This is a genomic window from Marinobacter arenosus (genome assembly GCF_019264345.1).
Taxonomy (GTDB): Bacteria; Pseudomonadota; Gammaproteobacteria; order Pseudomonadales; family Oleiphilaceae; genus Marinobacter; species Marinobacter arenosus.
In genome coordinates this window covers 2,137,839-2,151,697 of record NZ_JAHVAO010000001.1, presented here as the reverse complement: position 1 = coordinate 2,151,697, position 13,859 = coordinate 2,137,839, and the positions used below count along the sequence as shown (strand labels likewise).

The 13,859-nt window shown below is 61.2% G+C and carries 10 protein-coding genes; 7 read left to right on the top strand and 3 right to left on the bottom strand.

Annotation, left to right across the window (positions count from 1 at the left end; translation table 11 throughout):
* The first annotated feature begins 1 nt into the window (after position 1).
* The 3 genes from KXD86_RS09970 to KXD86_RS09960 all read left to right on the top strand — a co-directional run bounded on the left by KXD86_RS09970 (position 2) and on the right by KXD86_RS09960 (position 1,454).
* Positions 2 to 700, top strand: coding sequence for a lysophospholipid acyltransferase family protein (locus KXD86_RS09970; protein WP_218635871.1), 699 nt, complete (start codon positions 2 to 4; stop codon positions 698 to 700).
* Between the two features lie 104 nt (positions 701 to 804).
* Positions 805 to 1,047 (top strand): GlsB/YeaQ/YmgE family stress response membrane protein, encoded by a 243-nt coding sequence (locus tag KXD86_RS09965; RefSeq protein ID WP_218635870.1) that lies wholly within the window; start codon positions 805 to 807, stop codon positions 1,045 to 1,047.
* Between the two features lie 2 nt (positions 1,048 to 1,049).
* Entirely contained in the window at positions 1,050 to 1,454 is a 405-nt protein-coding gene (locus tag KXD86_RS09960) for an MAPEG family protein (protein ID WP_218635869.1), read from the top strand.
* Between the two features lie 55 nt (positions 1,455 to 1,509).
* On the opposite strand, the gene KXD86_RS09955 is transcribed toward KXD86_RS09960, so the two are convergent.
* Positions 1,510 to 1,956 carry an OmpA family protein gene (locus KXD86_RS09955; RefSeq protein WP_218635868.1) on the bottom strand — a complete coding sequence of 149 codons (447 nt, stop codon included), beginning with the start codon at positions 1,954 to 1,956 and terminating at the stop codon, positions 1,510 to 1,512.
* Positions 1,957 to 2,259: 303 nt separating this feature from the next.
* On the opposite strand from KXD86_RS09955, the gene KXD86_RS09950 reads away from it, so the two are divergent.
* Positions 2,260 to 3,705 carry a rhomboid family intramembrane serine protease gene (locus KXD86_RS09950; protein ID WP_218635867.1) on the top strand — a complete coding sequence of 482 codons (1,446 nt, stop codon included), beginning with the start codon at positions 2,260 to 2,262 and terminating at the stop codon, positions 3,703 to 3,705.
* Between the two features lie 37 nt (positions 3,706 to 3,742).
* Here KXD86_RS09950 and KXD86_RS09945 read toward each other — a convergent pair whose 3' ends face one another.
* Positions 3,743 to 5,197 (bottom strand): hypothetical protein, encoded by a 1,455-nt coding sequence (locus KXD86_RS09945; RefSeq protein ID WP_218635866.1) that lies wholly within the window; start codon positions 5,195 to 5,197, stop codon positions 3,743 to 3,745.
* A 182-nt stretch (positions 5,198 to 5,379) separates the two neighbouring features.
* Between KXD86_RS09945 and KXD86_RS09940 the strand changes: the two genes are divergently transcribed.
* The 3 genes from KXD86_RS09940 (at position 5,380) to acnA (ending at position 11,871) form a co-directional block, all read left to right on the top strand.
* A complete protein-coding gene (locus KXD86_RS09940; RefSeq protein ID WP_312846305.1) occupies positions 5,380 to 7,167 on the top strand; it encodes an ABC transporter ATP-binding protein in 1,788 nt (595 codons plus the stop codon).
* A 170-nt stretch (positions 7,168 to 7,337) separates the two neighbouring features.
* The gene (locus tag KXD86_RS09935) at positions 7,338 to 8,852 is read left to right on the top strand and encodes a methyl-accepting chemotaxis protein (RefSeq protein ID WP_228739365.1); all 1,515 of its coding nucleotides are present in this window, start codon (positions 7,338 to 7,340) and stop codon (positions 8,850 to 8,852) included.
* A gap of 259 nt (positions 8,853 to 9,111) precedes the next feature.
* Complete coding sequence (acnA, locus tag KXD86_RS09930) at positions 9,112 to 11,871, top strand: aconitate hydratase AcnA (protein ID WP_218635863.1); 2,760 nt, start codon at positions 9,112 to 9,114, stop codon at positions 11,869 to 11,871.
* A 44-nt stretch (positions 11,872 to 11,915) separates the two neighbouring features.
* On the opposite strand, the gene KXD86_RS09925 is transcribed toward acnA, so the two are convergent.
* A complete protein-coding gene (locus tag KXD86_RS09925; RefSeq protein WP_218635862.1) occupies positions 11,916 to 13,859 on the bottom strand; it encodes a sensor histidine kinase in 1,944 nt (647 codons plus the stop codon).

The window sequence follows — 13,859 nt, the reverse complement described above, 5'->3', positions numbered from 1 at the left end:
CATGGGTGCTTTGAGAAAATTCCTGGCCTGGGTGAGCGTACCGGTTATCTGCCTGTTTGCACTGGTGCTCTACATGGCCCGGCCGTTCAACCCGGACAACAATCGGCTGCTCGGTTCGGCGGTGGCCCGGGTGGGGCGTGCGCTGCTGGGGATGGAGCGCCCCCTCCATGGTCTTGAACATCTGCCCACCGACCGCCCGACGGTGGTGATCGCCAACCACCAGCACAACGACGACCTGTTCGTTTTCGGGGACCTGCTGCCCCCCCGCACCGTCACGGTCGGCAAATCCTCGCTGATCTGGATTCCCTTCTTTGGCCAGGTGTTCTGGCTCGGCGGTAACGTCATTCTGAATCGCGCCCGCTCCCACAAGGCCATCGCCATCATGCAGGCCACCAGCGCCGCCATTAGCGAGGACCATAAGAGCCTCTGGGTGTTTCCCGAGGGCACCCGCAGCCAGGGCCGTGGGCTCCAGAAGTTCAAGAAAGGTGCCTTCCACGCCGCGATTGCCTCCGGCGCTCCGATTACCATGGTCTGTGCCCGGCAGTATGAGGACAAGACCCTGGGCTGGGGCGGTCGCCGGGAGCCGGTTCCCGTCCGTATTTTGCCGCCGATCGAGACCGCGGGTATGACAACGGAGGACATCCCCGAGCTGATGGTCCGTTGCTACAGCCAAATGGCCGAGACCATCGCCGAGTTGTAGGTACGCGCCGGGTTCGACGGGAAGTTCTTGAAGCACCAGAAGAAACAGGGCAGTCTTGGCGGATCTGAACACGTTGTTCGATGACCTTCAGGGAGGCGCAAGCAATGAATCTGATTCTGTTTCTGATAATCGGTGGTGTCGCCGGCTGGCTGGCCGGACTGATCATGAAAGGCCGCGGTTTTGGTGTGCTGGCCAATATTGGTATCGGTATTGTCGGCTCTGTCATCGGCGGGTTTCTCTTCCGTCTGCTCGGCCTGATGGCCCAGGGCGCGGTGGGTGAGTTGGTGACGGCGACCGTCGGTGCGGTGCTCCTGCTTGCCATCGTTAGCAAGATCAAGAAGGGCTGAGCATGATCGTACCCGTAACCGGAGTGTTTGCCGCGGTCATCGGCCTGCTTTTGCTGGTGCTGTCGGGCCAGGTGGTGAGGTTCCGTCTCAAGTACAAGAAGGGCATGGGCGTCACCGAAGATCGCGACTTCGAGGCGGCAGTCCGGGCCCACGCGAACCTGGTGGAATACGCTCCCATTGCTCTTCTGATGCTGGCGATTGCCGAGCTCAACGGCGTTCCATCGGGCCTCGTGTACTGGAGTGGCATGACGCTGGTGGTGGGGCGCGTGTTGCATGCCTGGGGCATGGTCAATGGCCGGGGCGGAACCCATTGGGCCCGCATGATCGGTATTGTCATGACCTGGCTGGCGATTCTTGCGACCGCCATGCTGCTGCTCTGGAATGTCTGGCAGGTGTACGCCGGCTAGAACCGGGCGCAGTAAAAAGGGGCCATCTGGCCCCTTTTTTGTGGCGATGTTGTGCTCAGCCCTGCATAGCCTGGGGCAGTTCCTGGGTCAGGTATTCCAGTTCGACCCGACGGTTCGCTGCGTGATCCTCCGGTGTGGCCAGCGGCCGGCTCGACCCCCATCCCGTCAGAATCAGCTGGCGCTCCTGCACGCCTTCCTGCACCAGCAGGCGGGCCACCGCGTTGGCCCTGAGTCGGGACAGGAACTGGTTGTAGTCCTCAGTCCCGAAATTGTCGGAATGACCGTGTATCCGAAGCCGGGCGTTGGGGTGCTGTGTGAGATAGACGGCGTGTTGTTGGAGCATGGCGTTATCGGCAGCGTCCAGCGCATGCTTGTTGAAGCCAAAGTGAAATTTTAACCGGTGAGGGCGTTTGGCTTCGGTGGCCAGAGCGGCCGAGGCGAATCCGGACGCCAGGGCGGCCTTGGCAATGAGATCCGGGTTGTCCAAAACGAGTACGGTCATTGGCAGTATCCTTGATTCCAGTATCCGGTTTTTCTTGTTATTCCCATTCAATATTGTCTGGCATGGGAATAACGGCAATTGGCGAATGGTCGATAAGGCATGTCCGCTCCCTGATGGCCCGATTAAATGGCATTTCTGTGACCCTTCCGTGACAGGGAAATCAGGAAACCATCGAACCGGACACATTTCCGGGCTTGCATCGGCTTTGCCTTGACGCCGGATACTATTTGAGCGCGAAAAGAGGGCCTTACTGTGGTAAAAAGCAGGTTTTCAGGGACAGATTGTGATGAATTGTGACCGCCCATGCTGATTATCCCCGCTGAAAACGCCGTTAACTGGAAGCGTCCGCCCCTGGTCACGCTGGGTCTGATGCTGGCCTGCCTGTTGGTTTTCCTGTTTTATCAGGGCGGCGACAGCCAGAAGCTTGAACAGGCGGTGTCCCAATACCTCGAATCCGACCTTCAGTCACTCGAGGCACCCGCCTACGAGGACTACCTGCAACGCCAGATCCGGTTCGAAGGTGCCCAGGACCGGATTCACGAGCTGCAGCAGTTCCAGGAATTGCGCGCCGAGGATGAGCAGTTCTGGGTGGCCGTCAACCTGTTGATGGACCGGGAGTTCTACCAGTATCTGCAGGAAAACCAGGCGGTCATCTGGGCCGCCGGGGACCGGGCTCGCTGGAACGAGCAACGGACACCCATCGAGGAGGCGTTTATCCAACGGCTGAGCACGTTTGAGCTCGGACTGGTGCCGTCGGAACTGTCCCTGTACACGTTGATCACCTACCAGTTTCTGCACGGCGGCTGGGGGCACATCATCGGTAACCTGGTGTTCCTGTTCCTGCTCGGGTTCACCGTTGAAAAAGCCCTGGGGGCGGCCCGCTATCTGGTCGCCTATCTGCTGTGCGGGGCCCTGTCTGGTCTTGTCTTTACCGCCTTTTCCTCCGGCAGTCCGGTGCCGCTGGTGGGCGCGTCCGGTTCGATCTCCGGGCTGATGGGGATGTACGTGGCCATCTACGGCCTGCAGAAAATCCGGTTCTTCTACTTTCTCGGGGTCTATTTCAACTATTTTCGGGCACCGGCGCTGGCGATGCTGCCGGTCTGGCTGGGCAAGGAGATCTACGATTACTGGTTCGCCGGGGCAACCGGGATAGCCTACATGGCTCACGCCGGTGGCCTGGTGGCCGGGGCGGGGCTGGTCTGGATGCTGGGGCGCAGCTGGTTGCAGGTGCGCGAAGAGTTTTTTGAACCGGAAGCCGAGGAACAGGATGCCCGGTTCACCAACAGCTACGCCCAGGCCATGGCGAGTCTCGGCCGAATGGAGTTCGAGCTGGCGCGGCGCCAGTTCGAGGCGCTGCGTGAGCACTACCCGGATCGGCCGATTCTGCTGGAGCACCTGTACCGACTGGCCAAACTTCGGCCGGATCTGCCGGAGTACCGGGACCGTACCCGCGAGTTGATGAATGACGCGATGGTGCGCCGGCAGCCGGAACAGATGATCGAGATCTGGCAGGAATACCTGGGCAAGGGCGAAAGGCACCAGCCCCTGAGCGCCGAAGACCACAACCGGGTTCTGTTTACCAGCCTCAAGCAGCAGGACCTGAAGGCCGCCGAGAAGGCGTTTGAACGCCTGCGCGGTACCGGCGAGGAGCTGCTCACCACCGAGGCTTGCCGGCTGCTGGTGGAAGAGTTCGAGAAACGCCAGATGGCGCCCAAGGCCCGGCATTACCGGCAGTTGCTTCAGGGCTAGCGGGCAGGGCACGTGGACGAGGCCTCGTCCACGTGCCTCAGTCGTTCACTGCGAAGGTCGCTTTAGGTCCTTTAAGCGGCTCGCGTTTCTCGGCCTGCGCCAGGTAGGTCGCGATCTGTTCGTGCAGCGGATGGTTCACGCAGCGTTTCTGGATAAAGGTCAGGAACGCGGTCGCTTTCTCCCACTGATTCAGTCCGTTTGCCAGTGTCTGGGCCACCAGCAGGTAGGCCGGTGCCAGTTGGTCGCTGTCCGGGAAGCGCTTGTGGAAATCCTGAAGCAGTTTCAGCGCCGGCTTGAACTGGCCGCGATGGTAGAGGGCTCGGGCGCACCGCACGGTCAGCTCCGGATCCTCCAGACGGAACTGGGGTTCGGCGGCGTACAGTGACGCCAGCATGGCTGCCATGGCGTCGCCGTCATTGCGGTCGGCCAGCCAGCCCAGGATTCTGGGGTGGTAACGATAGAGCTCGTTCAGGTCGTTACGGGCGGTCAGCAGCTGATACAGCTGGCCGATGCGAAGGGCGTTGTCCCGGTCACGCTTGAGCGCCTCTTTGAGCATGGACTGAACCCGATCGTAGTTGCCGTCCTTCAGGTTCATATCGATGTCGGCGTCGAAACGGGCGCTGCGGTCGCGCTCGTGAGTGTCCTGTTCCCCGGGGCCGTCCTGGAGATCCGAGGCGAATCCGAGCTCTTCCTGGTACTGGAACAGCAGGTACCCGAGCATGTGGAACAGGATGAGGGTAAAGGTACTGTTCAGGAAGCCGGCCACCGGCTGCGAGACCCAGAACGGGAAATGATTGACGGCGAAATCCTGGGCCGCGCCCGAGGCCAGGGTCAGCAGGATCAGGTAACCGTAGAGCAGAAAATAGGGGCTGCCGATCCGGGAAATGAGCATGGCCAGGTTCATCGGGTTGACGGCCGCACCCACGGAACGCTCCATGGCCAGCACCATGATACTCGCCGGCATGGCGAGCACCACGAAGGCGAGGGCGAGCATCATCAGCAGCGGGCCACCGAGCATGCCCGCCGCCGCCACGAGCCCACCCATCAGGACAAACACCAGCAATTGCAGGATGACAATGTCGAAGCCGCTGCCGGAAAACGCGACCGATACCGGTGGCGGTTTCAGATGGCCTTCGGCGGTATGATTGATCACTGCGTAGGTATACTTGAACAGGGCGAGGGCCAGCACCAGCCAGATCAGGATGCCAATCAGGTTGGCCGGGGCGACCACGGGTACCAGGGTACAAATGGCAATGACGATCAGTGGATCGCTGTGGAACGGGTAGCGGAAAAACGCGCCGACGCGGTTCCAGAATGGCACCACTTCGGTGGCCGCGCCCAGATATCGCATCGCTTTGCTGCACTGGGGGCACAGGGCCCGTCGGTGCCGGGTGTCGGCATCCGGCATGCAGCGGCTGCAGTAATGGATCTGGCACTCGCCACAGTGCCATTTGGCCGGAGCGCCCGGGTGGTAATCACAATCGTGTTTCACGGTTGGCCTTCGTCCTGGTCCGTCAGAATAGATCGAGGGCCAATGATGACAGATGTCATGGGCGATCGCAGCAAACCGGTTAACAGGTAGACTATTGTCAGAGCCCGCACGTATGGGTCAGGGCAGGCAGTGAAACCGGAGGAGTCTTGGACCAGCAACCACGCAGTAGCCGTTCCATCGATATCGACAGCGCCCAGCGCCACTATCAGTGGCGCGATGTCTTCGCGCTGGCGCTCAAGCACAAGCCGCGCCTGGTCAAGGCGAACCTGCTGGCGATCATGGCGACGGTGATGAGCGTGCCAGTGCCCCTGCTGTTGCCGGTCCTGGTGGATGAGGTGCTGCTGGAGGAGGCGGGGCCGGTGTTGCCGGTGATGAACCGATTGCTGCCGGAGGCCTGGCAGCAGCCGGTGGTCTATATCGGCTTGATGGTGCTGTCGGCGTTTGCATTGCGGCTGTCTGCGTTGTTCTTCAATGTCTTGCAGTCCCGGGAATTCTCCAAGGTCTCCAAGGACGTGGTCTTCCGGATCCGGTCCCGATTGCTGGGCCGGCTTCAGCGGGTGGCCATGTCCGAATACGAAACCCGGGGCTCCGGCGGGATCAGCAGCCACTTTATTACCGACCTGGACACCATGGACCAGTTCCTGGGCACCACCATCAGCCGGTTCCTGGTGGCCAGCCTGACGGTCACCGGCACGGCCCTGGTGCTGCTGTGGGTGCACTGGCAGTTGGCGCTGCTCATTCTGTTGTTCAACCCGCTGGTGATCTTTGCCACCATCCTGATCGGCAAACGGGTCAAGGAACTCAAACGTCGTGAGAATGCGGCCTATGAGACGTTTCAGGGCGATCTCACCGAAACCCTGGATGCCATTCACCAGCTCCGCGCGGCCAACCGGGAAAAGCACTACCTGCGTCAGCTGATTGACCGGGCCCGTACCGTCCGGGATCACGCCATTCAGTTCGAGTGGCGCAGCGACGCCGCTTCCCGGGCCAGCTTTGCCCTGTTTCAGTTCGGGGTCGATGTCTTTCGCGGGGCGGCGATGGTTACCGTGCTGTTCAGTGATCTGAGCATCGGCATGATGTTCGCCATTTTCGGCTACCTGTGGTTCATGCTGACGCCGGTTCAGGAAATGCTGAACATGCAGTACGCCTGGTTCGCCGCCAATGCCGCCCTGGGCCGGATCAACCGACTGCTGGAGCTGAAAGAGGAGCCGCGTTACCCGGCATTGGAGAACCCGTTCCGGGGTCGGCACACAGTGGGCCTGACCCTCAGGGACGTTCACTTCAGTTACGACGACGAACCGGTCCTCAGGGGCATCAACCTTGACCTGAAACCGGGTGAGAAAGTGGCGGTGGTGGGCGCCAGTGGCGGTGGCAAATCCACGCTGGTGCAGGTCATCCTTGGCATGTATACGCCCCAGCAGGGCGAGGTCCTGATCGACGGCGTGCCGGTCCAGCGCATCGGGCTGCCCTGCCTGCGGGAGCACGTGGCCACCGTGCTGCAGCATCCGGCACTGTTCAATGACACCGTGCGCCAGAACCTGACGTTGGGGCGTGACAAGCCCGAGTCCGAGCTCTGGGAGGCCCTGCGCATCGCCCAACTGGATAAAACCGTGGCGATGATGCCCGACCAGCTCAATACCATGATCGGGCGCCAGGGCGTTCGCCTGTCTGGCGGCCAGCGGCAACGATTGGCGATCGCCCGGATGATCCTGGCGAATCCGTCGGTGGTCATCCTCGACGAGGCCACGTCGGCTCTGGATGCCGAGACCGAGTTCCAGCTGCACCGGGACCTGGAAGCCTTCCTGCGCCAGCGCACCACCCTGATCATTGCGCATCGCCTGAGTGCGGTGAAACAGGCCGATCGTGCTTGCGTGTTTGAAGATGGCCGGATCATCGAGGAAGGCCACCACGACGAGCTGATCCAGCGCGAAGGCCTTTATGCCCAGCTCTACGGAGAACGGCAGATGTAACCGCGTTGCCGGCAAAGTGGTCGAATGGTTACTTTAATTTACATCATTGTCTGATCTGTCGTTTTTGACGACCGTATATCAGCACGGGAATTCAACGTTAACAAAACGCTCTGTGCTGGTTGGTGAACGGACTCACAACACCTGCCGATTTGCATTCGAGGTTGTGCAGCATGTCCGAATCCATCAGTTATGCCCGTCAGGAACGGCTGCGTAGCGATCGTTACCTGTTTTTGATCCTGCTCGCCCACGTTCCTGTGGTTGCTTTCCTGATTCCTCTGGAATTCGACACCGGCGGGTTCGCGTTGCTGATGCCATTGTTCCTGGGAGTCATTGTCAGCGGCGGTTATTTGCTGTTTCGGGGGCAACGGGCCTGCTCCGTGTTTTTTGCGGTGTGCCTGATGGCGTGGTCGGCGATCATGATTCAGAGCCAGTTGGGTCGGGTGGAGATGCATTTTCATATATTTGCCGCTCTGGCGCTGGTCATCGTCTACCGCGATTGGTTGCCGGTGGTTGCCGGGGCCGGCGTCATTGCGGCTCACCATCTCTTGCTTACGGCTCTTCAGCAGTCCGGGGTAACGCTCGGAGACATGCCCGTGATGCTCTTCAACCACGAGGCAACCTACGGCATGGCATTCCTGCACGCGGTGTTTGTAGTCTTCGAGGCTGCCATTCTGGTGTTCTTTGCGCTGAGAATGGCGATGGAGCGGAACCAGGCATTACAGATTATTGGCGTGGTTCGGGATTTCGGCGCGCACCAGGACCTCAGCGGCCGTTTGGACGGGACCGGTGATGTCCTGACGGCTCGTTACTTCAACGACATGATGGACCAGTTCGCGGGCCTGATTGCCCAGGTCAGAGAGTTGTCGGGGCGACTGCGCGAGAGCGCCGACGAGTTGACGGGTGTCAGCGACCACACCAGTCGCATCGTGGAAGAGCAGCATCGACAGACGGATCAAGCGGCGACGGCCACCAACCAGATGACGGCCACCACCCACGAAGTGGCGCAGAGTGCCCAGGCGGCCTCGGAATCGGCCAGTCGGGCGTCGGAAGCGGCGCTGGAAGGGCGGGGCAATGTTGAGCAGGCGGTGCAGCTGACGGACGCCACTCACGCCGCCTTGGAAGATTCGTCCCGGATGGTGACGGAGCTGGTCGAGAAGGTGAAATCCATCGGCGCCTTCGTTGCGTCCATCAACGACATCTCCGATCAGACCAACCTGCTTGCGCTCAACGCCGCGATTGAAGCGGCGCGCGCCGGGGAGCACGGTCGGGGATTCGCGGTGGTTGCCGAAGAAGTCCGAAATCTCTCGCGTCGGACCCAGGATTTTACCCGTGAAATCGGGACTACGATCGAGGATCTGGCATCCGTTTCCGAAGCCACCTTTGCCGCAATCGGGATAGGCCAGACCCGGTCCGCAGAGACCAGCGAATCGGTTCGCAGGACGGGAGACGCCATTCGTCGTATTGAACTGGCGATTGCCGATGTGGGCGATATGAACCGCCAGATTGCTGCGGCCGCTGAGGAACAGGCGACAGCATCATCGGAAATCCATGAAGGGGTTCAGCGAGTTGCCGACCAGAACTCCGAAGTGGTTCGCGAAGCAGACCGGACCCGGACCATGGCGAGGCAGCTGGAGCAGGTTATTGGCGACGTTGATGGACTGGTTCGGGGCTATCAGGGACTCTGAGCCCCGGATGATATTCAGCGGGCAAATGCCGAACATTCACGAGGCTGCAGTTGAACTCTGCTCAATCGGTGCAATAGTTATAGGTGACTTCACATCTCCGAGTCCTTACACCAGTCTGTCCCGTATTGTGTATGAACCAATGTCGCGCGCACACTGATGCAAGGGCTTGCGCATGGCTCCCTGGCGCCCGTTAAGCGGGTTTGCCATGCTCAATCAGCCTTCCGGTATGTTCGGATAACGACGAAGAAGGAGGCACCACATGTCGAACGACAGTCCCAGCAAAGACAGCCTGAATACCTTATCCAGCCTGGAAGCCGGTGGCAGGACTTACCACTACTACAGCTTGCCAAAGGCCGGGGAGACCCTCGGTGACCTCAATCGGCTGCCCTTTTCCCTCAAGGTTCTGATGGAAAACCTGCTGCGGAATGAGGACGACACGACGGTCGATCGTCGTCACATTGATGCCATGGTGCAATGGCTGAAGGACCGTCGTTCCGACACCGAGATCCAGTTTCGCCCGGCCCGCGTGCTGATGCAGGACTTCACCGGCGTGCCGGGGGTGGTTGACCTGGCGGCCATGCGCGAGGCTGTGAAGGCCGCGGGCAAGGACCCCGCGCTGATCAACCCGCTGTCACCGGTGGACCTGGTGATCGACCACTCGGTGATGGTGGACCATTTTGGCGATTCGTCTTCGTTCAAGGACAACGTGGCGATCGAGATGGAGCGCAACGAGGAGCGTTACGAGTTCCTGCGCTGGGGCCAACAGGCCTTTGACAACTTCCGGGTGGTGCCGCCGGGCACCGGGATCTGTCACCAGGTAAACCTCGAGTACCTGGGTAAGACCGTGTGGTCGAAAGACCAGGACGGCAAGACCTTTGCCTACCCGGACACCCTGGTGGGCACGGATTCCCACACCACCATGATCAATGGTCTGGGTATTCTCGGCTGGGGCGTCGGCGGTATCGAGGCCGAAGCCGCGATGCTGGGCCAGCCGGTGTCCATGCTGATTCCCGAGGTTGTTGGCTTCAAGGTGACCGGCAAGCTTCGGGAAGGCATTACAGCCACCGATCTGGTGCTGACGGTGACGGAAATGCTGCGCAAGAAAGGCGTCGTGGGCAAGTTCGTGGAATTTTACGGCGACGGCCTCAAGGACATGCCGGTGGCGGATCGGGCCACCATTGCCAATATGGCCCCCGAGTACGGCGCGACCTGCGGCTTCTTCCCCGTCGATGAGCAGACCATCAAGTACATGCGCCTGACCGGCCGCGAGGACGATCAGCTTGAGTTGGTGGAGGCCTATGCCAAGGCCCAGGGCCTCTGGCGCGAGCCGGGCCATGAGCCGATCTATACCGACACCCTGGAACTGGACATGGGCGAGGTCGAAGCCAGTCTGGCGGGGCCGAAGCGGCCCCAGGACCGGGTGGCACTGAGGAACATGAAGGCGTCCTTCGAGTTGCTGATGGAGACCGCCGAGGGGCCGGCAGACTCCCGGGAGAGCAATCTGGAATCGGAAGGGGGACAAACCGCTGTGGGCGTGGAGGACAGTTATGAACACCACGCCAGTCAGGATGTCGAGATGAATGGCGAGTCCTTCCGCCTGCATCCCGGGGCGGTCGTGATTGCGGCGATTACCTCGTGCACCAACACCTCGAACCCGAGCGTGATGATGGCCGCCGGCCTGATCGCCCAAAAAGCCGTCCAGAAAGGTCTGAAAACCAAACCCTGGGTGAAGACGTCGCTGGCGCCGGGCTCCAAGGTGGTGACCGACTACCTGAGAGTCGGCGGGTTCCAGGACGATCTCGACGAGCTGGGCTTCAACCTGGTCGGCTATGGCTGCACCACCTGCATCGGCAACTCCGGTCCGTTGCCGGATGCCGTTGAGAAAGCGATCAACGATGGTGATCTGACCGTGGCATCCGTGCTCTCCGGGAACCGTAACTTTGAGGGGCGGGTGCATCCCCAGGTGAAGACCAACTGGTTGGCATCGCCGCCCCTGGTCGTCGCCTACGCGCTGGCCGGTAACGTCCGTCTGGATCTGGAGAACGATCCTCTGGGCGCCGACAAGGACGGTAACCCGGTTTACCTGAAGGACCTGTGGCCGAGCCAGCAGGAAATCGCGGAGGCTGTCGAAAAGGTAAAAACCGACATGTTCCGCAAGGAATACGCCGAAGTATTCGATGGCGACGCCACCTGGAAAGCCCTCAAGGTGCCCGAGAGCAAGGTGTACCAGTGGTCCGACAAGTCCACCTACATCCAGCATCCCCCGTTCTTTGAAGGCATGGGAGAAGACCCGGAAGCCATCGAGGACATCCGGGACGCCAACATCCTGGCGCTGATGGGCGATTCGGTGACCACCGATCACATTTCGCCCGCCGGCTCCTTCAAGGCGGATACACCGGCCGGCAAGTATCTGCAGGCGCAGGGTGTCGACCCGAAAGACTTCAACTCCTACGGCTCACGCCGGGGCAACCACGAAGTCATGATGCGTGGCACCTTCGCCAACGTCCGCATCCGCAATGAAATGCTCGACGGCGTAGAGGGTGGCTTTACCCGGCATGTGCCCTCAGGCGAGCAGATGCCCATCTACGATGCGGCGATGAAATACCAGGAAGAGGGCACCCCGCTGGTGGTCATCGCCGGCAAGGAGTACGGCACCGGGTCCAGCCGCGACTGGGCGGCCAAGGGAACCCGCTTGCTCGGTGTCCGGGCGGTGGTGGCGGAATCCTATGAGCGGATTCACCGGTCCAACCTCATCGGTATGGGGGTGATGCCGCTGCAATTCCCGGAAGGCACCGACCGCAAGAGCCTGAAACTCACGGGTGAGGAGACCATCAGCATCGAGGGCCTGTCTGGCGACATCGAGCCGGGGCAGACCCTGACGATGACGGTGACCTACAAGGATGGCTCCACCGAATCCTGTGACGTGAAGTCGCGCATTGATACCGCCAATGAGGCGGTCTACTTCAAGCACGGCGGCATCCTGCACTATGTGGTGCGGGAAATGCTCAAGTCGGCGTAACAAGGCGGCACCTTGAGGGGCCCGGCGGGCTGTCCCGCCGGGCCTCAGTCTGCCTCCTCCCTCACTGCCAGCGATACCACCGGCAGTTCCAGCCAGAACATGGCACCCGTTCCCTGGATTGAGTCGTAGTCAACCAGACCGTTCATGTTGACCATCAATTCCCTGGTAATGGCGAGTCCAAGCCCGGTGCCGCCCTTGGCCCTGCGGTCTGAGGCGTCGGCCTGGGAGAATTTCTGGAATATCCGGTCCCGGAATCCGGGCGGTACCCCCTCCCCATGATCCCTCACGCACAGCCGGATCCGGTCCCGGTGGCTCTGGGTAAACACATCCACCGTGGCGTCGTTGGGGGAAAACTTGATGGCGTTGGACAGCAGGTTGGCCAGGGCCTGGTGGAAACGTTGACGGTCGACCCGGACCTTCACCGGTGCGAGCGTCTCCACATGAAGCCTGATTCCGCGCTCCCGGGCCAGGGGCTCGAGGTTCTCGATGCATTCCTCAACGAGGTCGGGCAGCTCGTGGTTACCGAGTTGGAAAATCATCTTGCCGGCTGCCAGCTTTTCGATGTCCAGCAGATCGTTGATCAGCAGGGCCAGTTGCTGGCTATTGCGGTAGGCAATCTGGGCCAGCTTGGAGGCCCGTTCGGGCAGATCGCCCGCCGCATTGTTGGCAAGCAGGCCCAGGGATCCGGAAATGGAGGTCAGCGGGGTACGGAGTTCGTGGCTGACCGTGGAAATGAACTCACTTTTCAGGCGATCCACCTTCTTCTGCTCGGAGATGTCCTCGGCGATGAGCCAGATGACGGACTCGCCGTCGCCGCCGTCGAGCCGGAGGCCCTGAAGCGTGACCGGCACCAGACGCTGCTCGGCGTTCGGGAAGAACCCCTCCCGGCCGCTGAACCGGAAATCCCGGGTCAGGGTGTCGCGAATGCCCAGGCCCTCGGCCAGGGGTTTGCCGTGTTGATCGTAGGCGTTGTCGAAGAAGTCCAGCGTTTGCGCACCGCTGCCAAAACTGCGCTCGAAGGCATGGTTGGCCTCGAGCAATACCCCCCGGTGGGCACTGTAGAGCGCGATGCCAATAGGGGCGAGTTCAAACAGCCCCTTGAACCGGCGCTGGGTTTCCCGGTCTTTCAGCAACAGGTTGGTGAGCCAGAAGGTGCCCGCGGTGACCACCAGAACCATCAGGGCCAACAGGCCTCGCGAGAGCCAGGGTGACTCCGGGTGACTGGGCCAGCCCCGGGCCGGTTCGGCAAACAGCGTCCATCGTGTGCCCGGCATGTTGAGGCTGGTGGTTACCGGGTTGTTCCAGCGGGTTGCGCCTGTTCCCAGAAAGATGGCGTCCCGGTCATCGGGATCGGAGGCCGTCGACAACCCGAATTTCAGGTCGTTGTCGAACGGGACCAGACCGACCGTGCGATAGAGTCTCTGCAGGTCCAGGATGACCGAGACGACCCCCCAGAATTCGCCGCTCTGACTGTCGAAAATGGGAATTCGGCCGGCCAGCCCCTGTCCGCCCTGAACCAGGTTGATGGGACCACTGAACACGGCCCGACGGCTCTCAAGCATCAGCTCGATTTGTTTGGGGGGCAGGCTCTGCAGCGTCAGGTCGAGGCCCAGTGCGGCTTCATTGCCTTCCATGGGGTAGATGTTGCGAATGACGAATTCCGGGGCCAGTCCGATGTTCCTCAGGTCGGGCGCCAGCTGGAAGATCACCGCCGCCAGCTCCCGAAAGCGCTCTTCGTCGATGTCGGGTTGAACCGAGACGTTCGCGGCCAGGCCCCAGACCGTCTGAATGTTCTGCAGGATGGTGCCCTGAAGCTTGAGGCTGAGGTCATCCAGGCGCGCTTGCCACTGGTGGCGCACGTCTGTTTTATGCCGGGCGGTCCCGGCAGAATCCAGCGACAGCGCCACGGCAATCATCAACAGCAGGACGCCCAGCCGGGCGGTCCAGATCAGCGAATGAAACAGTTGGTCGCGGTTTTTTGAAGCCAT